The sequence below is a fragment of the Rosettibacter firmus genome (assembly GCF_036860695.1).
In the GTDB taxonomy this organism is placed as follows: Bacteria; Bacteroidota; Ignavibacteria; order Ignavibacteriales; family Melioribacteraceae; genus Rosettibacter; species Rosettibacter firmus.
Window position 1 is genome coordinate 1,288,296 of record NZ_JAYKGJ010000001.1, and the last position, 23,796, is coordinate 1,312,091.

The following is a 23,796-nucleotide window of genomic DNA, read 5'->3' on the forward strand; positions in this document are numbered from 1 at the left end:
ATTCTTCAAGATTTGTTTTCTTCAAGTAATTTTATAAACAGCTTTGAAGATTTAACATCGGGATAATCTCTTGAAAATTCATTTTTAATTTCAGGATCAATTTCAAAAGCTTTTTTAAGAGATTCGATTGCCTGTTGTGTTTGATTTAGAAGAAAATAAATTTTAGCCTTGCTATAATAAATTCCTGCATAGGCTGGTTTTAATCTCAAGCACTCATCATATGCTGCTAAAGATTCAATCCATCTACCCATTTCAAAAAATGTTTCTGCAAGTTTATACCATGCATTAAAGTTATCTGGATTAATTTCTATTGCCTTTTTATAACTTTCTACAGAATCCTGTAACTTACCAAGTGAATATTCAAGATCTGCTTTAGCATACCATGCATCTTCTGCATCAGAAGTTAATGAAATAGCTGTATTGAAATCTTTAAGTGCCAGTTGATATTTACCTATAGAATCATAACAATATCCACGTGAAAGATATGCTTCGTAATATTCTGGATCGATTTTAATTGCTTCGTTATAACATTTAATAGCATTATGAAATGAACCCATCTCTTCGTAGGTTTGTCCCAGATTGTACAGAATTGTTTCATCATTGGGATCTAAGTCATAAGCTCTTTTATAAGCATGCAAAGCATCGTTATATTTACCCAATTTGAAATATGCATAACCACAATTAAACCAGGAGCTGGAAAAATCTTCTTTTAAAGCAATTGAAAACTCAAAAGCATCTATAGCTTTTTCCCATTGTTCCAATCTTAAGAGTACTATTCCTTTATTGTACCATGCAGTATAACTATCTGGTTCAAAATTAAGGTAAGTATCATAAGCATTAAGAGCTTCTGTTAGCTTATCAGAATTTTCGTAGCAATAGCCCAATTCGTACCAGGCTTCAATAAACGAAGGATCAATATCCAGTGCTTTTTTGAAATAATTGATTGCTTCTTCAAACTTTTCTTTCCTTTCATACAAAAGTCCAAGACTATATAAAGTCTCTTCGTTATTAGGTTCTATAGAAAGAGCTTTATTAAGAGATTCTATGGCTTCTTCGAACATACCAAGATTATCTTCTGTAATTGATAAATTTACATACGATTCAACATCGTTTGGATTAAGAGACAAAGCTTTTTGAAAACATTTATATGCTTCTTCAAATTCAAAAGAATTATTTAAGAAAATTCCTTTAAATTGCCACATATCTGCATTGTAAGGGGCAATTTCTAAAACTGCATTTGTCAAATATAGACCGTCTTCAATGTAATCGTACTCAAGACAAAGCTGAATTGTCTCTTCAATCAAATCCAGATTGGATAATACCTGCCCATCTTCAACATAATTTCTGCATAATTCAATCTTAGATTCAATTTCTTCTTCGCTTATGTATGAATCACTATCATCAAAATAATCTTCAGAAAAATTCATTTAGACTCCTTATAAATTCAATGGAAAATGTATTATTAAGCTATATTAAAATCAAGTTGATTTTGTAGAATAAAATTTAGTATAAAGAATTAAACTCAAAAAGTTAATTTTTAGAGAAAAATTATGCTATTTCAATTTTAATAACAAGCTGGCAGGTATTAAATTATAGTTTCCAGTTTTTTTTGAGAGAACAGAAGCACTCCATCTGAAAACTCAAGAGTATAAGTTGTTACTTCTTTATTAAATTTTTCTCGATAAACATTTTTAATATAATCAATAAATTTTTCAGAACATTCTTTTCTAACTATATGATACGAACTTCTTATTGATGTGCAACTAATCATTTTCGAACCTATAACACAATCATTTTCAGCAGATTTTGAAATAATATAATTCAGGTTATCATTGCTCAATTCATAATCTTCTGCCATACTCCAATGAGATTCAAATATAAATTTACCAAACTCAGTAAGTGAATTGTTTTTAATGCTATTAATTGCTTTTTCCACTCGCTCTCTTTCTTTAACATTATATAAAACTCTATTAAAAATTCTTCTTGGAATCATATGATAATGTTTTAATAAAAATTCAAGTCCTACATCACGTAGATTTTTAATCCCCCAGATATAAAGTCTTAAACCTTTTACTCCAACTTCACATTCTTCTATTCTTTCGTTACATATATTTAATGGATTTAATATTTTCTCGTGAGTATCAACAATTACAATTTCAAAATTCTTTTTTACTGGAATAGTATTAAATTCTTTCTTCCGCAGGTCATGAAAAAAGAGTTTATTCTTTTTGGAAAACATTACAGTATAATAATGAGTTGGATTAGATATTTTCCCGATCAGATTCAATTCATTTTGATGTATTAGTTCAAAGAGCTTTTCAGCTTCAATTTTTAATCTAAATGATTTTTTTAATGCCATAATAAAACCAGTTTCCATTGAAGAATATTTTCCGATCCCGATACAATCAGGTACTTCTGAATAATAGATACACTCAAAACCAGAATTGATTAAATTATTTTTCTTAAGAATTTTTATAAGACCAACATGATACTTGAAATCAATCTCTTTTACTTCAGGAATATCGCTTAATGTAAATTCAATTTTATTATTATTCTCTGCATTGACAATTTTTACGTAATTGTCTTTTCTTTTTCTTAATATTAAAATCGTGTATTTATTAAGGGCTACAGATAATAAAATACCATCGTTATAATGAGTGTGATCTCCTAAGAGCATTAGGCTTACAGGTGTAATTGCAAAGACAGTCCCATTTGAATTTTCAAATACTTTTTCAAATTCAGATTTTAATGATAATATTTTTTCAGAGTGCTTTTTTTCTACTAATACGTCATCAAATATTCTCATTGTTCTACCTTGAATTATTTATTACAGAGCATAGAATATTTTTGTCTTATTAATATTTGCAAAACAAGATTTTTTTAAATGGCAATTATAAGAAAATCTTGATTTATTGGGAATTTTTTTAAAAAAAATAAAAGCTAAATTAATAAACACAAATGAATTGAAAAAATAAATGAGTAGCCAAAAGGAGAATAATATCAGGCTCTTAAATTAATGAGCCTGTTTTAATACTGCTCCTGTAACAGGTTTTAGTTCAATTTTTTTTGAGACTTTATATAAGGGCTTTATACCTGCAAAGTTTCCGTCTACCAGCACATCCCAGTTACCATCAGGAAGTGGGAATTCAAGATTTTTATTTTGTTCTGGATTAAAAAGAACTATGGAATACTCATTTCTATCTTTTATTAAATAAGAAAAAGCAAATTCGCTTTCATAATGGTCATAAAATGAAATTTCAACATCTTCTGTTTTTCTAAATGCACTGCAGGTTTTTCTCAATTGAATTAATCCTTTATAATAATCAAACAATTCTTCATTAAGTTCTTTATGAAAGTAATTTATATAATTAGTTGAATTATCTTTATTGTAGGAATTAAAATCGATTTCATTTTTGTGTTTATCGTGTGCTCGACTTCTAAAAGATATAATTTTACTGCGTGCAAATTCCTGTCCTTCATGAATCATAACAATTCCCTGAGAAGTAAAAAGAAAAAGGGCTGCCAGTTTACTCAGCTTCAATTGTTCTGGAGAAAGTTTTATGAATTTATTGATGTTTTTAATTTTTCCTCCGAATGCCAATTTATTTGTTGCAATTCTTATAAAATCACCGAGTGTATAACCGTCATGAGATTCAAGATAATTAACAGAGTGTTCCTGTTTATAAAAAATTCCAGATCCTTCATTTTTCAATGTTCCTTTGACATAACTTTTTATTTTTTCTCTGGAATTGTTCTCATACCATTTACCAAAAATCCATCCTAACCCTGTAAAAGGATTTTCACCTTTAATACCATTTCTTATTTGATCATTCCACGCTGCAAAATTTTTTTCAGAAAATTCTTTTAGATTATATTTATTTCCACCCCATGCTTCTGCAATTAAAATTACATCTGGATTTAATTTTCTGGTTTCTTTACTTATTGTTTCTATAGTTTCCCAATCAATTAAAGAACCTAAATCGAACCGAAAACCATCGATATGATATTCTTTCATCCAGTATAGAAGACTATCAATAATTAATCTTCTTACCATTGGTCTTTCGGTTTTCAAATCGTTACCACATCCACTTTGAGAAATAAATCCACCATTTTCATCCAGACGGAAGTAATAATCCTTATCAATTTGCTTTAGATTCCCGAGTTCGTATTGAGAAAGATGATTGAAAACAACATCCATAATTACAGCTATTCCTTCTTTATGAAAAGCTTTGACAACATTTTTAAATTCATTTATTTGCTTTCCATCTTTTCCTATCCATTTATTCCATCTAAAATTAGTTTCAGTATAATATGATGCAGGTGCAAAGAACGATGCCGTCATATAGCCCCAATGATTTCTTTCATAAGGATTCCATGCATTATAAAAACCTCTTTTTAAAACACGATACGGAGCTTCGCAATAACCAAATTCGTGAACTGGCATAAATTCAACTGCATTTACGCCAAGTGATTTGATATACTCAATTCCTCCTTTAATTCCTTTTTCTATTAAACCTGCATAAGTTCCTCTCTTCTTTGCTCCAGAAGATTTATGAGCTGTCATGTCACGTATATGCATTTCATAAATAATTAAATCACGCCAATCAATTTTCTGCCATGAAGTTTCTTCCCAATCATAATATTCATCTTTCAAAACAATTGATAATCTCGGATTAAAATAAGAAGTGAAAGTTGTTATAGCTTTAGAATAAGGATCAATACAAATTGGTTTATATGAATTAGCTAAATCTTCTTCAGGATGATAAACTTTATAACCATAATATTTTTTATTAAGATCTGAGTTTATTTCAATTTCCCAGACGCCATCATTATCTTTAGTCATAAAATATTCTTTGGGAATTTGATCTTCTGGATTATTGAAAAGGCACAATCTTACTTGACTTGCAGAAGGAACAAAAATTCTAAAGATAGTGTTACCATTTTCTACAAACGAACCAAGTTTCTTATCCGAAAAGAGTTTATCTAAATCAAGATCTCTTTTTACGAGAGAAGAAATTGATGCTTCAGCTATATTTTCTTTTCTTTCTATTACAAACAAAATAATTGGTACATTAGTTATTGAAAAATCCTACTGATATTATCGCCATCTGACAATAAATCTTTTGGCTGGTGTAAAAATTTTTCTCTTTTTTCAATAAGTAATCAATAATTCTGTTTCGATAAATTAATCTAAGCTTAATTTTAGATTCTATATTTTTCTAATTAAGCCAAATATTATCAATAAAACAATTATCAATTTCATAATTTTTATTATTATAATAAAACCTTACAGTCCAGGAATTATAAAAAGTAACAGATTTTCGTTAAAAATCATTTTTTTATTATGGCATTATTTCTGAGATATAAGAATGTTATGTTAACAATCCAAGGTTGTAATTTATGCCAATACACACAATTGATTTAGCAATTATTATAATTTACTTTGTTATAATATTAATAATAGGAATATTAGTCTCTAAAAGGGCTATTAAAGACATAGGTTCATATTTTCTTGGTAGTAATACTCTTCCATGGTGGATACTTGGAATATCAAATGCATCGGGAATGTTTGATATAACTGGAACGATGTGGCTTGTATATTTATTATTTGTTTATGGACTAAAGAGTGTATGGATTCCATGGTTATGGCCAATATTTAATCAAATTTTTCTAATGGCTTATTTATCAATCTGGTTAAGGCGTTCAAATGTAATGACTGGAGCTCAATGGATTGAGACCAGATTCGGTAATGGAAAAGGAGCTCATCTTGCTCATTACATTGTAGTATGTTTTGCATTGGTAAGTCTTGTAGGTTTTATAGCATACGATTTTAAGGGGATTGGAAAGTTCGCAAAAATTTTCCTCCCATGGGATTTATCGCCAGATACATATGCAGTAATATTAATGAGCATAACAGCAATTTATGCAGTAAAAGGGGGCATGGTCAGTGTAGTTGCAACAGAAGTTCTTCAATTTCTGGTAATGACAGTTGCATCGATTACTGTTGGTATTGTTGCAATGAATATGGTATCGCCAGAAGCATTAAATGCTGTTATTCCACATGGCTGGAAAAATATTTTCTTCGGATGGCATTTAAATCTTGATTGGTCTGGAATAATGGATTCTGTCAATCAAAAAATTGCACAGGATGGTTACGAACTTTTTACAATTTTTATGATGATGGTATTATTTAAAGGCATACTGGTTAGTGCCGCAGGTCCAGCTCCAAATTACGATATGCAAAGAATACTTGCTACTAAAAATCCCAAAGAAGCTGCTAAAATGAGCTGGTTTGTATCTGTTGTTCTCTTTTTCCCAAGATATATGATGATTTCAGGATTAACTATTCTTGCTTTAGTATTTCTTATGCCAGATCTAAAAGCTATGGGTACAAATATCGACTTTGAAATGGTATTACCATTAGCATTAAGAAAATTAATTCCTGTAGGACTTATTGGTGTATTACTGGCTGGACTCCTTGCAGCTTTTATGTCAACTTATGCTGCAACAATTAATGCTGCACCAGCATATGTTGTTAATGATATTTATAAAAAATTTATAAACCCAAATGCTCCAGCAAAGAAATATGTAAGATTAAGTATAATTGTTTCTGCTTTCTTTGTTCTTCTGGGATTCATTTTTGGAATACTCGCACAATCTGTTAATCAGGTAACATTATGGATTGTTAATGGTTTATGGGGTGGTTATACTGCAGCAAATGTACTTAAGTGGTACTGGTGGAGATTAAATGGTTATGGATATTTCTGGGGTATGGTAATTGGAATTGCATGTGCTTTATTGATGCCTGTATTATTCCCAAGTTTACCTGCACTAAATGCTTTCCCGTACGTTCTTGCAGTCTCAATTCTCGGTTGTGTATTAGGAAGTTATTTAACAGAACCCGAACCAGACGAAGTATTAATGAAATTTTATGTGAGAGTTCGTCCCTGGGGTTTATGGAATCCAATTAAAAAGAAAGTTGAACAGCGATTCCCTGAATTTAAATGTGATGCCAATCCGAAAAGAGATCTTTTTAATGTAGTTATTGGAATAATATGGCAAACAACACTCCTTGCTGCACCAATGTATCTTGTAATCAAAGAATATACTTGCTTGGTTATAACACTTTCCATCACTTTGATTACATCAATAATTCTAAAATTTACATGGTGGAATAAATTAGAAGAAATTGCAGGTGAAAAAACAGAGAAATTCTATCAAGAGCTTGCAGATAAAATTTAATTTATATGATAATATGATAAAACATTAAAGGGAGTTTTTATAAATGACTAAAAAACAATTTAATGAACGTTTGAAAGCTTTACTTGAAGAACACAATAAATTAATAAAACGTAAAAATGTAAAACTACCAAAAAGCAATGGGATCTTTTATCGTTACAAATATCCTGTGTTAACTGCAGAACACACACCAATTTTCTGGCGTTACGATTTAAATTATGAAACCAATCCTTATCTAATGGAAAGAATGGGAATAAATGCAACATTTAACTCGGGTGCAATGGAATTTAATGGCAAAATTGTTTTAGCTGTACGAGTTGAAGGTGTTGATAGAAAATCTTTTTTTGCAATTGCAGAATCGCCAAATGGAATTGATAATTTTAAATTCTGGGATTATCCTATAATTATTCCAGAAACAGATAATCCAGATACAAATGTTTATGATATGAGACTGGTTAAACATGAAGACGGCTGGATTTATGGAATCTTCTGCACAGAAAGAAAAGATCCAGCTGCTCCTTCTACGGATACATCTTCAGCAATTGCTCAGGCAGGTATTGTAAGAACAAAAGATTTAATTAACTGGGAAAGATTACCAGATCTAAAAACTAAATCTCCACAACAAAGAAATGTTGTTCTTCACCCTGAATTTGTCAACGGCAAATATGCTTTTTATACACGTCCCCAGGATGGATTTATTGAAACAGGAAGTGGCGGTGGAATTGGATGGGGATTAGTTGATTCGATTGAAAATCCAGTTATCGAAGATGAAATTATTATTGATGAAAAAATTTATCATACAATTAAAGAAGTAAAAAATGGTCTGGGACCAGCACCAATTAAAACCGAAAAAGGATGGTTACAATTAGCTCACGGAGTAAGAAATACAGCAGCTGGTTTACGTTATGTTCTTTATATGTTTTTGACAGATCTTAATGAACCTTACAAAGTAATTGCAAAACCGGGTGGATATTTCCTTGCCCCGGAAGGTGAAGAAAGAATTGGAGATGTTTCTAATGTTGTATTCAGCAATGGCTGGGTTGCAAGAAAAAATGGTGAGGTTCTGATTTATTATGGCTCATCCGATACAAGAATGCACGTTGCTGTTTCTACTATTGATAAATTATTAGATTATGTTCTTAATACTCCCGAAGATGGATTAAGAAGTGCAGTTTGTGTTCAGCAAAGAGTTGAATTAATCAAAAAAAATTTAGAAGTCATGAAAAAATTGAAAATAAAAAAATAAGATCCTCTTCATGGTGTACCTCCTTATAACCATGCTGTATTAAGTTTCAACTGTGCAGCATGGTTTTTTTATTCATTCAATATAAATCAATAAAGAACTCAAATTAATAATGTGTTTACAAAAATTATTTTTTCTCCCTCATAAATTCAGGTTCTTCAAGTCTAAGTATTAATGAAATTCGATGTGTGTCTGGCAATCTTTCTATTTCCGATTCTGAAACTCGTGCAAATGAATAGTCAATTGTAAGTTTGGGAAGTTTTATACCTGCCCCCAATGTTATCTGTTTTAAATCACTATATCCAGCTCTTATTGAAAGAATATTTTTATAATTATATTCTATTCCTGTATGTAAATCAAAACTAACTGGACCGATATTAAAATTAGAAGCATATTTTCTGTTTTCAAATCTAATATCAAAATCCAATGCGGGTAAAAAATTTCCCCCTAAAATATTTAAGGAATAGGCTGTTCCTAATTTTAAAGTTGGGGTAATAAGTTCGTTTCTTCCAGTGTTCCAGCTTATTAATGTTGTAGTTACATCCTGAAAGTTTAGACCTAAAAATAGATTATCAACTGGTGTATACAATGCTCCAATATCAAAACCAATTCCTGTTGCACTAAATTCAGCTATTTCTCTTCTAATAATTTTTACATTTGCACCCCAGAAAAAATTTTCGTTATATCGTTTAGCAAAGGATAATATAAAAGCCCAATCAGAATTATTAAATTCAGTAATTTTTGAATAATCTGGCATATCATCGTGAATATCAAGAATTCCATCTCCATTGGCATCATAAATTGCATTACGCGTATCGGGTATACCATCAATACTTAATCTTATAATACTCAAACCAAAACTCATATCATTTTCGTATGGAATTGCAATTGCGCCGTAGTTATAATTTACAAGATTTCCAAAATGTTCTTCGTGCATTAAACTAATTTGAGGATAATCTAAGTAAGCCAATCCTGCAGGATTCCAGTATCCACTGGTTATATCATTAACAATAGCAACCTGCGAACCTCCCATTGCAAGAGCTCTACCACCAACACCAATGGATAAAAATTCTCCAGCATACTTACCTATTACCGTCTGGGAATAAATTAATGCAGGGAGGAGAAAGAACAATATAAAAATAATTTTTCTCATAACTTAGTCCCCTTTTAGACAATGTAGAAATAATTCTGTTCTTTCTCCTTTTTATTTGCTTTGAAAATAAATCACATTAATTACTTTTTCTCGGTTTGTTTGGCTACAGCATTAATTGCTGCATTGATTGCTTCCTGATCACCAAGATAATAATGTTTAATTGGTTTTAAATCATCATCAAGTTCATAAACAAGTGGAATTCCTGTTGGAATATTTAATTCAACAATATCTTCATCTGAAATATTATCAAGATATTTCACAAGAGCTCTTAAACTATTTCCATGAGCAGCTATTATTACTTTTTTACCACTTTTAATTGTTGGTGCAATTGTTTCGTGCCAGTAAGGTAAAAATCTTTCAACTGTTAGCTTCAAACTTTCTGTAAGAGGAATATCTTTTTTATCAAGATCTTTATAGCGGGGATCTTTTCCTGGATATCTATCATCATTTTCATCGAGTGGTGGTGGTGGAACATCATAACTTCTTCGCCATAGTTTAACTTTCTCCATTCCATATTTTTCAGCTGTCTCTGCTTTATTTAATCCCTGCAGTGCACCATAATGTCTTTCATTTAATCTCCACGATTTAATAACTGGAATCCACATTAAATCCATCTCTTCGAGAGCAATGTAAAGAGTTTTAATTGCTCTTTTTAGAACTGAAGTAAAAGCAATATCAAACGTATAACCTTCTTCTTTTAGAACTTTACCAGCTTGATGTGCTTCTTCAATTCCTTTTTCAGAAAGGTCAACATCTGTCCATCCAGTAAAAAGATTTAATTTGTTCCATTCACTTTCGCCATGTCTTAATAAAACTAATTTGTGCATTTTATCTCCATAGATTTTTAAAAAATCAATAGCAAATATATAAAATTCTATTGCATTCTGTTTATTTTAATCTCTTCTTAACTTATCTTTATATAGAATTTTAGGAATATTTTAAATGAAATCCAAAAGTATTATCTATAATTTTTTTACCGATGATGATTTTCTAAGATTTTCAAGAAAAATTAAAGAGGTGGAAAAATACACATCGGGTGAAATTCGTATCTGCATAAAAGAGTTCCGAAAATTTAATGAAAGAAAAAAAGATCTTCGTGCATTAGCAGAAAAAGAATTTTATAAACTAAATATGCACAATACAAGAGATAAAACAGGAATCCTATTTTATCTTCTTCTTGGCGAGAGAAAATTTTATATCCTGGCAGATGAAGGAATCAATTCAAAAGTTGAGCAGGATACATGGGATAAACTTAGAGACGAAATTCAATTAATTTTTATGGAAGGAAAATTTTCGGAGGGAATTTTACATTGTATAGAAAAAGCAGGTGAGATTTTGAGCAAATATTTTCCAATTAAGCCAGATGACACAAATGAACTTTCAAATAAAATTGTCCTCGATTAAACCAATTGAATTTTTTTACTGAAAGAGATGTTATTATTTCAGTAAAAATTATTACCCACTTTATGAAAATCACAAGAAAAAAATTTTTAAGAAATTTATTGATGTCATTCAGTGGCTCATTACTTTTCCCTTTCTTTTTCAATTCTAAAATTAATGCTAAACCAGAATTAAAACTAAAATATAAGCCTCAACCACAGCAATGGCAGAATGATTCAATTACACTTTCATGGATTGGACATTCGACTATATTAATAAATTTATTTGGCAAATGGATTTTAACCGACCCGGTTTTGTTTGAACGAGTGGGAATTTATTTACTTGGAACAAGTTATGGACCCACAAGAATTTCTCCCCCAGCATTAGACATCGATGAAATTCCACAACCCGATATTATTTTACTTTCACATGCACACATGGATCATATGGATTATCCAACATTAAAATATCTCTCAAAAAAATTTCCTCATAAAATTGATGTCATAACTGCATACAATACAAAAGATGTAATTAAAAATTTAGACTGGCATTCAATCAATGTGTTAGACTGGAACGAAGAAAAAATTCTTCATGGAATTCGCTTCAAAGCACTCGAAGTAAAACATTTTGGATGGCGATTTCCATGGGAAAAAGATAGGTCGAGAGGATTTTTCAAAGATGGAAGAAGTTTTAATGCTTACATTATCGAATTGAATGGTAAAAAAATTTTATTTGGAGGAGATACTGCATTTACAGATAAATTAAAAAAATCAAAAGAAGAAAATATTGATATTGCCATTATGCCAATTGGTGCATACAATCCATGGAAAAGAAATCATTGCAATCCAGAAGAAGCATTAAAAATGGCAACAGAATTAAAAGCAAAATATTTCATCCCCATTCACACAAAAACATTTAAACTTGGTATCGAGCCAATTAATGAACCAATTGAGTGGTTGAGAAGTTCAGCCCCTAAATATCCACTAAAAATTGCTCTCGATGAAATAGGAATGACTTTCCAGCTTAAAAATTAATTTCTACTTATCCAGCAAACTTTACTTTAATTTCTGCTGATTATTTCAAAAAATAATGATAAGTTATAATAAAAGAATTAATTAATGCTCGGGTTTACAATGAAAGCAATAATCATTCTTCAGTTATCACTAATTCTAACACTTACATTTTGTAGTTGTAAATCAAGTACTACAGAGCCAGATGATAAAGATACAACAGCAATACCTGGATGGGAACTTGTTTGGTCAGATGAATTTAATTACGAAGGTTATCCCAATCCACAAAAATGGGGTTACGATATTGGAGATAGTGGATGGGGAAATAACGAAAAACAATATTACTCAGCACGACTTGAAAATGCACGCGTAGAAAATGGCAAATTAATCATTGAAGCACGAAGAGATTTCTGGAATGGAAAAGAATATACATCTGCTCGTCTTGTTACACGAGGAAAAGGAGATTGGACATATGGCCGTTTTGAAATTAGAGCCAAACTTCCAAAAGGAAGAGGTACATGGCCTGCAATATGGATGCTTCCTACAGTGTGGAATCTGGGAAATGGAAGCTGGCCAGACAATGGTGAAATTGATATAATGGAACACGTAGGTTACGATCCCGGTGTAATTCATGGATCAATTCATTGTAATAAATATTACTGGAGAATTGGAACACAAAAAACAGCTACAATAAAAATTCCTGATTGTACTGATAATTTTCATAATTACATTTTAGAATGGAACAAAGACGAAATAAAAATTTTTGTCGATGATAAACACTATTTCACATTCAAAAATGAAAATAAAGGCTGGGAATACTGGCCATTCTTTAAAGATTTCCACTTAATATTAAACATTGCAATTGGTGGTGATTGGGGCGGTGCTCAAGGAATTGATAATTCTATATTTCCACAAAAAATGGAAATTGAATATGTAAGAGTTTACAAAAAGATCGAATGAATTTTATAAATATCAAATACTCGCTCATAATTTTCTTTATCGTTGTACAAATTTCTTTATCACAGATCAACTTTACTTCATCAAACCTTCCAATTATTGTAATTGATACGCAAGGCAAAACAATTTTAGACAAATCTAAAATTGAAGCTCACATGGGCATAATTGATAATGGAGAAGGAAATATTAATCATATTACAGACCCATTTAATGCATACAATGGAAAAATAGCTATTGAAATACGAGGTCATAGTTCACAACAATTTGATAAAAAACAGCATGGATTTGAAACCATCGATTCACTTGGAAACGACCTTGATGTTTCTCTGCTTGGATTACCAAAAGAAAGTGACTGGGTATTAAATGCTTCTTATATCGATAAATCACTATTGAGAAATGTTCTTGCATTCAAACTTTTTAATGATATGGGCAGATATTCTTCGCGTACAAAATTTTGTGAACTAATAATTAATAATGAATATCGTGGAGTTTATATACTTCAGGAAAAAATCAAAAGAGATAAAAAAAGAGTTAACATAACTAAATTAGAACCTACAGATATTGAAGGAGAAGCTATTACGGGTGGATATATCATTAAAATTGATAAAGCAGATGCAGGTGATAAAACATGGAAATCGCCATATCCACCTTTCCCTGGTGCTTACCAAAGAATAGAATATATTTATTATTATCCAAAGTCCGATGAAATTGACTCGGCTCAAGCCGAATATATAAAAAACTATGTTACAGATTTTGAAAAGGTAATGAGTGTTTCTAATTATAACGATCCTTTTTATGGTTATCAAAATTATATAGATGTTGATTCTTTCGTAGATGTGTTCTTGATGTTTGAATTTTCAAAAAGTGTTGATGCTTATCGTCTAAGCACATACTTTCATAAAGACAGAAATAAAAAACTATGCGCAGGCCCACTCTGGGATTTTGATTTATCTTTTGGTCTTGCAGATTACTACGAAGGATACAAACCCGAAGGATGGCAATATAAAGTATATCTTGGAAATGACTTCTGGCAAAATCCTTTCTGGGTTTCTAAACTTTATGACGATCCTATTTTCAAAAACAAATTTGCAAAAAGATGGAATGAACTTAAAGATAATATTTTAAGTTACGAATACATTTCTAATTTCATTGATGAATGTGTAACAAAAATTTCGGAAGCAAAAGAAAGAAACTTTACAAAATGGAAACAATGTTTTGATGGAATTACCTACATCTGGCCTAATAAAAATAAATTTACTTCTTACGAAGAAGAAATTAATTATCTTAAAAATTGGATTAAACAAAGATTAGAATGGCTTAATAAAAATATTCCTTCTGAATTTTCTTATGTTGACTGGAATGAGATAAATGATAATATTGAAATTAAATTTAACGGAACTACTACAAAATATATCTTCGATAAAAATTATTTTATTAATTCTACACACAACATTGATTCTATTACTTTTGTAACAAATAATTCTAATCTAAAAATCTCCTTAGAAAATGATATTGTAAATATTACCTTATTTGATTATGGAGAATTTACTGTTTATGGTCTGGGCTGGAAAAAAAATCAGGTTGTTACCATTTCACCAAAATTTATTTTTACTTCAACCTTAACAGATATTGAAGAAAACAAAACTCAAAACAACATAACTATTTTATTCCAAAATTATCCCAATCCATTTAATTCTGAAACCATAATAAAATATCATCTTTCTGAGTCTACACCAGTTGTAATAAAAATTTATGATTTACTTGGAAAAGAAGTTGCAACCCTTTTAAATGAATTTCAAAAAGCTGGTGATTATCAAATAACTTTTTCGGCAGATAAATTAAATTTATCGGAAGGAGTTTACTTTTATAGATTACAATCAGCTACATCTTCAATTACAAAAAAATTTATTCTAATTAAATAATAATCTCTCTACTAACCTTCCTTTCACATACTATAATAAAACAAGATCTTTTTTGTTTACGATGAAGTTTCATAAATAATTTATAGATTCTAATAAAGAATAAAATTTTATTGTATTGAAATTATTTATGAGCACTGCAATGACAGTAGAAGAAATAATAAAAGAACTTAAGAAACATAAAAACAAAAATAATCTTGCAGGGATGGCTCGTTTCGGAATTAATGTTGAAAAAGCTTTTGGAATATCAATTCCTTTTCTGAGAGCACTTGCAAAGAAAATTGGTAAAAATCATAATCTCGCACTACAACTCTGGGAAACAAAATATCACGAAGCAAGAATTTTAGCTTCGATGATTGATGAACCAGAATTAGTTTCAAAATTGCAAATGGATAAATGGGCAAAAGAATTTAATTCATGGGATTTATGTGACCAGGTATGTATGAATCTTTTTAGTAAAAGTCCTTTTGCTAAAGAAAAAATATTTAAGTGGTCAAATAGCAAAAAAGAATTTGTAAAGAGAGCAGCTTTTACATTGATTGCCTGTCTTGCACATGATAAGAATATGAATAACAAAGAGTTTATTAAATTTTTCACATTAATAAAAAAGCAAGCTCTTGATGAACGTAACTATGTAAAAAAAGCAGTTAACTGGGCATTAAGGCAGATTGGTAAGAGAAACGAGTATCTAAAAAACAAAGCTTTACAATTATCAGAAGAAATTTTGAAAATGGATTCTAGTGCTAAATGGATAGCTCGCGATGCTATTAGAGAATTGAAAAAAATAATTTAATTAATAAAAATTTCTTGACAAATCTAACTTCAAAATTTACCTTTGAACCATGAATTTAAAATCAATTAATATTGTAAATAACTGGTGGTGGAGAATAATTTCTCTACCGTCCTAGGTCTATATATTTTATGAAAGAGCCGTGGATGGTAGAACCATTCACGGCTTTTTTGTTTTAAAGTAATTTGAAATTGAGAAGACATACAAACACAGGAGGTTAAAATGTCAGAAAACAAAATCGTTTTTCTTGAGCAAACGAAAATGCCCACTCATTATTACAACATTTTAGCAGACTTGCCCAAACCACTTGATCCACCATTAAATCCAGCAACAAAACAACCAGCAACACCCCAGGAACTTGCTGCAATATTTCCAATGGATTTAATTATGCAAGAAGTAACGCAGGAAAGATTTATTGAAATTCCAGATGAAGTAAGAGATTTATACAGGTTAAGTAGACCAACACCATTAATTCGAGCAGCAAATTTAGAAGCCGAATTACAAACTCCAGCAAAAATTTATTTTAAGTACGAGGGAGCCAATCCAACAGGAAGTCACAAGACAAATACTTCTTATGCACAGGCATATTACAATAAAAAAGCTGGAATAAAAAAACTTGTAACAGAAACAGGAGCTGGTCAATGGGGAAGTGCACTAGCAATGGCCTGTAAACATTTTGGATTAGAATGTGAAATATTTATGGTAAAAGTAAGTTATAATCAAAAACCTTATCGAAAAACATTTATGAGATTATTTGGTGCTACAGTTCATGCAAGTCCAACAAATTTAACAAATGCAGGAAGAAAAGTTTTAGAAAAAGATCCAGATTCACCGGGATCACTGGGTATTGCAATTAGCGAAGCAATTGAAGTTGCAGTTCAAAGAGATGATACAAATTATAGTCTTGGAAGTGTATTAAATCATGTATTATTACATCAAACAATAATTGGCGAAGAAGCACGTCTTCAAATGGAAATGCTCGATGAATATCCAGATGTTGTAATTGGTTGTGTGGGCGGTGGAAGTAATTTTGCTGGTATTGCTTTTCCATTTCTGCGTGATAAACTAAATGGCACAAAGAAAAATCTTGAAGTAATTGCTGTTGAACCTTCTTCGTGTCCATCTCTCACAAAAGGAAAATTTGATTATGATTTTGGAGACGAAGCAGGATTAACTCCTTTAATTAAAATGTATACACTTGGCCATGATTTTATTCCACCTAAAATTCATGCAGGTGGTTTACGTTATCATGGAATGGCTCCTACAATTTCATTGCTTTATAATATAGGAGCAATTAATGCAAAAGCATATGGTCAGCTCGAAGTATTCAAAGCAGCACAACTTTTTGCTCAATGTGAAGGAATTGTGCCAGCTCCAGAAAGCTCTCATGCTGTAAAAGAAGTTATTGAACAGGCTTTAAGATGTAAAGAAACCGGTGAAGCAAAAACTATTTTGTTCAATTTATCCGGTCACGGATTTTTAGATCTGGGAGCTTATGAACTTTATCTTGAAAATCTTCTTGACAATGGTAACAGTAAGTAAAATATTCAGCGTAATCATCATTTAATTTTAATGCCCGCTGCTAATTGCGGGCATTTCATTTTTTTAATAAACCAAAAAATTAGAAATAACTTATTTCAATATTTTCTTCCACTTCTGAATTTGCTTTTCAACTTCTTTATATGATGTGCTTCCTTCAGATTTTTTGTTTTTAATACTTACACCAGGATTAAAAAGCTCATAAATATCATCATCAAACTTTGTTGATATTTTTTTATAATCACTGATGGAAAGCTGATGAAGTTTCAAATTTTCTTCTACACATTTCGAAACAACTTTCCCAACTAAATTATGAGCTTTCCTGAATGGAACATTTTTTCTAACCAGATAATCAACCAGATCGGTTGCAAGAGATAAATCGCCTTTTAATTCATCAACAAATCTATTTTTATTAAAGTTAGTATGCATTAACAATTCTGTAATTATATTCAAACAATCTTTCGTTGTATCTACTGCATTAAAAAGGTGATATTTATCTTCTTGCATATCACGATTGTAAGCCAGAGGAAGTGCTTTCATAACAGTAAGCAATCCAATAAGTGAACCATATACTCTTCCCGTTTTAGCCCTAATTAATTCTGCAAAGTCTGGATTTTTTTTCTGTGGCATTAAACTGCTACCTGTAGCATATTCATCATCAAAAGAAGCAAAAGAAAATTCCTGTGAACTCCATAAAATAAGTTCTTCGCTTAAACGACTGAGATGCATCATAATTATTGAACAGGCAGAAATTAATTCTATTAAAACATCACGATCACTTACAGCATCGATACTGTTTTCAATTATTCCATTCATCTTTAATAATTTAGCAGAATAATATCTATCAATTAAAATTGAAGTGCCTGCAAAAGCAGCAGCACCAAGTGGAGATAGATTTACTCTTTTTAATAAATCACTTAATCTTTCTTTGTCTCTTTGCAACATCTCGATATATGCCAGTAAATGATGTGCAAATAAAATTGGTTGTGCTCTTTGAAGATGTGTATAGCCTGGTATAATTGTATCTTTATGCTTATCAGCTATTTTTAGTAATACCTTTTGAAATGATGATATTAATTTCTCCAGAACTCCAATTTCTTTTTTGATATATAATCTTTCATCTAATGCAATTTGATCATTTCGACTTCTGGCAGTATGAAGTTTTTTACCAGTCTCACCAATTTTTTCTACAAGTCTTTCTTCGATTACAGAATGAATATCTTCTTTTTTCCAGTCAAGCTTTAATTTATTATTTAGAATTTCATTTCTTATTTCTTCAAGTGAATCGATAATTTTCTTTTCTTCAGCAGGACTAATTATTTTTTGTTTTGAAAGCATTCTAACATGAGCAATACTTCCATCAATATCTTCATTAAATAATTTTTGATCAATATCGATTGAAGAAGAAAATTTTAATGCCGATTCTGCAAGTTGTTTTTTAAATCTACTATTCCACAGTGCCATTTTAGACCGAAAGCTTACTTTCTACTTCTACTTTTTGCATTACTCTATTTATTGTTTTATAAGGTAGACCATAAATTTTGATAAATCCTTCCGAAGCAGAATGATCGAATTGATCTTCTGCAGTATAAGTTGCTAATGCTGGATCGTATAATGAATATGGAGAAGTTCTACCAGAAATTTTTATTGTTCCTTTATAAAGTTTAAGTTTTACCAGACCAGTTACTTTTTCCTGTGTTTTATCAACAAATGCCTGAAGTGCTTCTCGTAGTGGAGTAAACCATAATCCATTATAAACTAAGTTAGCATATTCCTGCGATATTAATGTTTTAAAATGCATAACAGATTTTTCAAGTGTAATTCTTTCTAATTCCTTATGTGCAAAATGAAGAATTGTTGCAGCAGGAGCTTCATAAACTTCTCTTGATTTAATTCCAACCAATCTATTTTCAATCATATCGATTCTTCCGATAGCATTTCTTCCACCAATTTCATTTAATAATTGAACAAGAGAAATCGAATCCATTTCTTTACCATTTACACTTTTTGGTATTCCAGATTCAAATTCAATAGTAACAAGTTCTGGTTGATCTGGTGCATTTTCTGGCGATACTGTATGAATGAAAGCATCTTCTGGTGGTTCTACCATTGGATCTTCCAGCACACCACATTCAATTGCTGTTCCCCATATATTATCGTCAATAGAATAAGGATTACTTTTTGTGGCAGCAACAGGAATATTATTTGCGATTGCGTAGTCAATTTCTTCTTCTCTTGATTTAAATTCCCATGTTCTTAAAGGAGCAATACATTTTATATCTGGAGCTAAAGCACCTACAGAAACTTCAAAGCGAACCTGATCGTTTCCTTTTCCTGTACAACCATGAGCTACCATAGTAGCATTTTCTTTTCTTGCAATTTCAACAAGAGCTTTTGCAAGTAATGGTCTGCCTAACGAAGTTGCCATTGGATAAGCACCTTCATATAGTGCACCAGCTTTAAGAGCAGGGAAAGCATATTCTTCAAGAAATTCTCTGGTTAAATCTTCAATATATACTTTCGAAGCACCAGATTTAAGTGCTTTTTCTTCAAGGCCTTCTAATTCTTTTGATTGGCCAAGATTGCCAGTAAAAGTAATTATCTCGGCATCATAATTCTTTTTAAGCCAGTGAACCATAACCGAAGTATCGAGTCCACCTGAGTATGCAACAACTATTTTTTGCTTGCTCATATTACTTAATCCCTAATATTGTTTTTAATTGCTCAGTTACTTTTTTTATATTTTTAATTGTTTTAGGAACAACGATAATAGTATCATCGCCAGCAATTGTACCAAGAATTTCAGGATCGTTTTGTTTATCAATATAAACAGCAACACCAGAAGCTCTTCCAAGAAAAGTTTTAACAAGAACAACACATTCATTAGATTCAATAGAAATAATTTCTTCTGCTATATGTGTACGAATTGCTCCATCACCACCTTCTGAACCTAATTTATAAACAAGTCCTTCAGAAGTAGGAACACGCACCACTCCAAGTTCAGATAAATCTCTTGATAATGTTGCCTGAGTAACTTTAATACCTTTCTGTTTAAGTATTTTTACAAGTTGTGTTTGATTATAAATATTTTGTGAAGAAATAAGTGTTTTAATTAAAGCATGACGTTTTTGAATATCTTCTAATTTTCTACTCATAAATCACCATTAATATTTTTTAATTTATTCTGATACTATTTCAGTTCCTACACCTTCGGTTGTAAATATTTCCAGTAAAAGAGCATGTTGAATTCTTCCATCAATTATATGAACTTTTTGAACGCCCGAATTAAGTGCTGAAATAGCAGAAGTTACTTTAGGAATCATTCCACCACTAATTGTTCCATCAGAAATATACTTTTCTGCATCACTTTTTGTAAGGTGCGAAATTAAATTATTACCAGCTTTAACACCTTCAATATCTGTCATATAAACCAGCTTTGTTGCATGTAAAGCTCCAGCAATGCTACTGGCAGCTATGTCTGCATTCACATTATAAATAGTTCCATCTGCATCAACACCAATAGGAGCTATTACAGGTAGATATCCATCTCTCAATAAGTTTTTTATGAATGATTCATTAATGCTTGTAATTTCACCAACAAGTCCAAGATCTTCTTTGTTATATTTCTTAACATTAACCAGACCAGCATCTATTCCGCTTATTCCTACTGCTCGACCACCGTAAATATTAATTCTTCTAACAATATCTTTATTTATTAAACCTGCAAGAACCATCTGAACAACATCTCGAGTTTGTTCATCTGTATAGCGTTGACCATTAACGAAAGTAGTTTTTAAATTTAATTTTTCTGATAGTGCTGTAATTTCTTTTCCACCTCCGTGTACAACAATGACATTAATACCAATTTTTCTGAGCAAAGTAACATCCTGAGCAACCATTTGTTTTAATGATTCATCATGCATTACTGCTCCACCATACTTAATCACAAAAATTGCATTTTCAAATTGTTGAATATATGGCAGAGCTTCTACCAGAACATCTTCTTTTCTGTAGTTTGGTTGTGTCAAGTTCTATAACTCCCATTAATTTTTACATATTCTTCAGAAAAATCACACGTCCAGCATGTAGCCGTTCCATTTCCAAGATTTAATTTCAATAAAAGATTTATCTCATCTGGTTTTAGCAATTTATTAGCTTCTTTTGCCGTAAGAGCAACTTTATAATTTTGCATTAATACTGGTTGTCCATTGATTATAATTTCAAACTTAGCTGGATCGAATTCAACACCTGAATATCCAACAGCTGCAATAATTCTTCCCCAATTTGCATCTTCTCCGTGAATGGCTGTTTTAACAAGTGGAGACAATGCAACTGTTTTTGCAGCTTTTAAGGCTTGTTCGTCATTTAAAGCCCCTTCAACATTTATTTCCACCAATTTAGTTGCACCTTCGCCATCTTTCACTATATCAATTGAAAGTTTTTTAAGAATTTCATAAAGATTTTCATAAAAAATTCTATAAGCCTCGGTATCAGCAAAAATTGTTTCTATACCTGACATACCATTAGCCAGTGCAATTACCATATCGTTTGTGCTTGTATCACCATCAACAACAATTCTATTAAAAGTTTTATCAGTAATTTCTTTCAGCATTGTTTGAAAAGTATTTTTTTCAATTGCTGCATCGGTTGTAACAAAAGCCAGCATAGTTGCCATATTTGGATGAATCATTCCAGAACCTTTAGCTATACCTCCAATAGTTACTTCTTTACCATCAATTTGAAAGCTAACCGAAGCAGTTTTTATAAATGTATCTGTAGTTAAAATAGCTTCTGCAGGAGATTTATAATCATCATTATTCAAATGATGTACAATTTTTTTTATTCCAGCAGAAATTTTATCCATCGGTAGCAGTTCACCAATAACACCTGTAGAAGAAACAAAAACTTCTTCTGGTTTGATATTCAATTCTTCTGCTGTTAATACAGACATCATAACAGCATCTTTATAGCCCTGTTCTCCTGTACATGCATTAGCATTTCCACTGTTTATTATTATTGCTCTAAATTTTTCATTTTCCTGAAGATACTTTTTGCATAATAATACAGGAGCTGCTTGAACTTTGTTCTGAGTAAAAACACCTGCAGCGGTTGCAGGTACATCAGAAACTATTAAAGCTAAATCTTTTTTAAAACGCTTAATTCCGCAATGAATTCCAGCAGCTTTAAACCCTTTTGGGGCTATTACACCAGTTTTCATATCGATTGCTATTTCGCAAGTTTGTTCCATTTTATTAATCCTGTTTCTTGTGGAAAACCAAATAATATATTCATGTTTTGAATTGCCTGTCCTGCAGCACCTTTAATTAAATTATCTATAGTTGAAAAAATTATTATTGAATTATCTTCAATTACTTTAAAACCAATATCACAAAAATTTGTATATGTAACATCTTTCATTTCGGGAACACTATCGTTTAATACTCGAATAAATGGTTTTGTTTCATAAGTACTGAAAAAAATATCTCTAACATTATTTTCATTAATACCATCTTTTAATTTAGCATTGATTGTTGTATAAATTCCTCTTGTTGCTGGTAAAAGATGTGGAACAAAAGAAAATTTTATTGAACGTTCTCCAAAAAATTCCAGATAATATTTTATTTCAGGAATATGTTGATGAACTCCAACTTTATAAGCTCGAACATTTTCATTTACTTCGCTAAAAATCATGTTTTGAACAGCAGATTTTCCAGCTCCTGAAGTACCGCTGTATGATACTATATTCACATCAGAATTTTCAATAACATTATTCTTCAGTAAAGGTAAAATTGCCAGTAAAATACTTGTTGGATAACATCCAGGATTCGATATAATTTCTGCTTTTGAAATTGCATCTTCGTTCCATTCACTGAGTCCATAAACAGCTTTATCAAGAAGCTCAATAGCTAAATGTTCATGCTTATAATATTTTTTATAGTCATCAATGTTTTTCAGTCTGAAGTCGCCACCTATATCAATCACTTTAATATTTTTATTGTAAGCAGCTTTTACAAATTCAAAAGCCTGACCAGAAGGAAGTGCAACAAACAATAAATCCAATCCATTCAATAACTCTTCTGAAAAACTATCTACTGTTAATGAAATTAATTTTCTTAACGAAGTATGAATCTCATCTATACGTAATCCAGCAGTAGATTGACCAAACAATCTCTTTATATTCACTTCAGGATGGTTTAATAAAAGTCTAACCAATTCATAGCCAGAATATCCTGTAGCTCCAATTATTCCTACATTTATCATAGTAACTTTCAAATTAATGGTTATAATTATACACAAATATGCATAATTATGCAAATAATTTTATTGTAAAAATATCGGTCTGGAGTATCAATTATAGGATTATTACGTAGAAGTTAGATTCTTATTTGACAGACAAAATCATGAAACAATAAATTCTTTACATCAGGCAATTCTATAAAAATTATAACATCCCACACTGAATCATACTAAAATGCTTTCTCATTCTGAAACAACCTGTAATTATTAATAATTAATTTTTCTTCGATTTTGCGTTGAAATCGCAATTTTTTTGTGGCATTTCTATT

General features: G+C 30.7%; 19 protein-coding genes. 8 read left to right on the forward strand and 11 right to left on the reverse strand.

The window, feature by feature from the left end; genetic code table 11:
• Positions 1-5: 5 nt before the first annotated feature.
• From VJY38_RS05510 to VJY38_RS05520, 3 genes are all read right to left on the reverse strand, one after another.
• Positions 6-1,427, reverse strand: coding sequence for a tetratricopeptide repeat protein (locus VJY38_RS05510; RefSeq protein WP_353679670.1), 1,422 nt, complete (start codon positions 1,425-1,427; stop codon positions 6-8).
• 158 nt (positions 1,428-1,585) lie between these two features.
• Positions 1,586-2,806: a galactokinase gene (locus tag VJY38_RS05515; protein WP_353679671.1), complete on the reverse strand. Its 1,221-nt coding sequence runs from the start codon at positions 2,804-2,806 to the stop codon at positions 1,586-1,588.
• Positions 2,807-3,013: 207 nt separating this feature from the next.
• Positions 3,014-5,059 (reverse strand): alpha-amylase family glycosyl hydrolase, encoded by a 2,046-nt coding sequence (locus tag VJY38_RS05520; RefSeq protein ID WP_353679672.1) that lies wholly within the window; start codon positions 5,057-5,059, stop codon positions 3,014-3,016.
• A gap of 341 nt (positions 5,060-5,400) precedes the next feature.
• Here VJY38_RS05520 and VJY38_RS05525 point away from each other — a divergent pair, with 341 nt between their 5' ends.
• Together VJY38_RS05525 and VJY38_RS05530 are read left to right on the forward strand one after the other, a co-directional pair.
• A complete protein-coding gene (locus tag VJY38_RS05525) occupies positions 5,401-7,242 on the forward strand; it encodes a sodium:solute symporter family protein (RefSeq protein WP_353679673.1) in 1,842 nt (613 codons plus the stop codon).
• Between the two features lie 43 nt (positions 7,243-7,285).
• Positions 7,286-8,485 (forward strand): glycoside hydrolase family 130 protein, encoded by a 1,200-nt coding sequence (locus tag VJY38_RS05530; protein WP_353679674.1) that lies wholly within the window; start codon positions 7,286-7,288, stop codon positions 8,483-8,485.
• 124 nt (positions 8,486-8,609) lie between these two features.
• On the opposite strand, the gene VJY38_RS05535 is transcribed toward VJY38_RS05530, so the two are convergent.
• Complete coding sequence (locus VJY38_RS05535; protein WP_353679675.1) at positions 8,610-9,635, reverse strand: PorV/PorQ family protein; 1,026 nt, start codon at positions 9,633-9,635, stop codon at positions 8,610-8,612.
• Positions 9,636-9,715: 80 nt separating this feature from the next.
• A complete protein-coding gene (gene gpmA, locus VJY38_RS05540) occupies positions 9,716-10,462 on the reverse strand; it encodes a 2,3-diphosphoglycerate-dependent phosphoglycerate mutase (RefSeq protein WP_353679676.1) in 747 nt (248 codons plus the stop codon).
• A gap of 115 nt (positions 10,463-10,577) precedes the next feature.
• On the opposite strand from gpmA, the gene VJY38_RS05545 reads away from it, so the two are divergent.
• From VJY38_RS05545 to VJY38_RS05570, 6 genes are all read left to right on the forward strand, one after another.
• Positions 10,578-11,039: a TPM domain-containing protein gene (locus VJY38_RS05545; protein WP_353679677.1), complete on the forward strand. Its 462-nt coding sequence runs from the start codon at positions 10,578-10,580 to the stop codon at positions 11,037-11,039.
• Positions 11,040-11,101: 62 nt separating this feature from the next.
• Positions 11,102-12,049, forward strand: a complete 948-nt coding sequence (locus VJY38_RS05550) for an MBL fold metallo-hydrolase (RefSeq protein WP_353679678.1) — start codon at positions 11,102-11,104, stop codon at positions 12,047-12,049.
• A 99-nt stretch (positions 12,050-12,148) separates the two neighbouring features.
• Positions 12,149-12,985 (forward strand): glycoside hydrolase family 16 protein, encoded by an 837-nt coding sequence (locus VJY38_RS05555; protein ID WP_353679679.1) that lies wholly within the window; start codon positions 12,149-12,151, stop codon positions 12,983-12,985.
• Positions 12,982-14,904 carry a CotH family protein gene (locus VJY38_RS05560; RefSeq protein WP_353679680.1) on the forward strand — a complete coding sequence of 641 codons (1,923 nt, stop codon included), beginning with the start codon at positions 12,982-12,984 and terminating at the stop codon, positions 14,902-14,904. The genes VJY38_RS05555 and VJY38_RS05560 overlap by 4 nt, the downstream gene beginning before the upstream one ends.
• Positions 14,905-15,043: 139 nt before the next feature.
• Positions 15,044-15,694, forward strand: coding sequence for a DNA alkylation repair protein (locus VJY38_RS05565; RefSeq protein ID WP_353679681.1), 651 nt, complete (start codon positions 15,044-15,046; stop codon positions 15,692-15,694).
• Positions 15,695-15,913: 219 nt separating this feature from the next.
• Positions 15,914-17,233 carry a TrpB-like pyridoxal phosphate-dependent enzyme gene (locus VJY38_RS05570; RefSeq protein ID WP_353679682.1) on the forward strand — a complete coding sequence of 440 codons (1,320 nt, stop codon included), beginning with the start codon at positions 15,914-15,916 and terminating at the stop codon, positions 17,231-17,233.
• Positions 17,234-17,323: 90 nt separating this feature from the next.
• On the opposite strand, the gene argH is transcribed toward VJY38_RS05570, so the two are convergent.
• Genes argH through argC form a run of 6 tightly spaced genes read right to left on the reverse strand, consistent with a single transcriptional unit; the run spans position 17,324 to position 23,491 of the window.
• Positions 17,324-18,694: an argininosuccinate lyase gene (gene argH, locus VJY38_RS05575; RefSeq protein WP_353679683.1), complete on the reverse strand. Its 1,371-nt coding sequence runs from the start codon at positions 18,692-18,694 to the stop codon at positions 17,324-17,326.
• Between the two features lies 1 nt (position 18,695).
• Entirely contained in the window at positions 18,696-19,922 is a 1,227-nt protein-coding gene (locus VJY38_RS05580; protein WP_353679684.1) for an argininosuccinate synthase, read from the reverse strand.
• 1 nt (position 19,923) lies between these two features.
• Entirely contained in the window at positions 19,924-20,385 is a 462-nt protein-coding gene (argR, locus tag VJY38_RS05585; RefSeq protein WP_353679685.1) for an arginine repressor, read from the reverse strand.
• Between the two features lie 24 nt (positions 20,386-20,409).
• Positions 20,410-21,258 carry an acetylglutamate kinase gene (gene argB / locus VJY38_RS05590; protein ID WP_353679686.1) on the reverse strand — a complete coding sequence of 283 codons (849 nt, stop codon included), beginning with the start codon at positions 21,256-21,258 and terminating at the stop codon, positions 20,410-20,412.
• Positions 21,255-22,478 (reverse strand): bifunctional glutamate N-acetyltransferase/amino-acid acetyltransferase ArgJ, encoded by a 1,224-nt coding sequence (argJ, locus tag VJY38_RS05595; protein WP_353679687.1) that lies wholly within the window; start codon positions 22,476-22,478, stop codon positions 21,255-21,257. Before argJ ends, argB begins: the two co-directional genes overlap by 4 nt.
• A complete protein-coding gene (gene argC / locus VJY38_RS05600) occupies positions 22,457-23,491 on the reverse strand; it encodes an N-acetyl-gamma-glutamyl-phosphate reductase (protein ID WP_353679688.1) in 1,035 nt (344 codons plus the stop codon). The genes argJ and argC overlap by 22 nt, the downstream gene beginning before the upstream one ends.
• Positions 23,492-23,796: the final 305 nt, after the last annotated feature.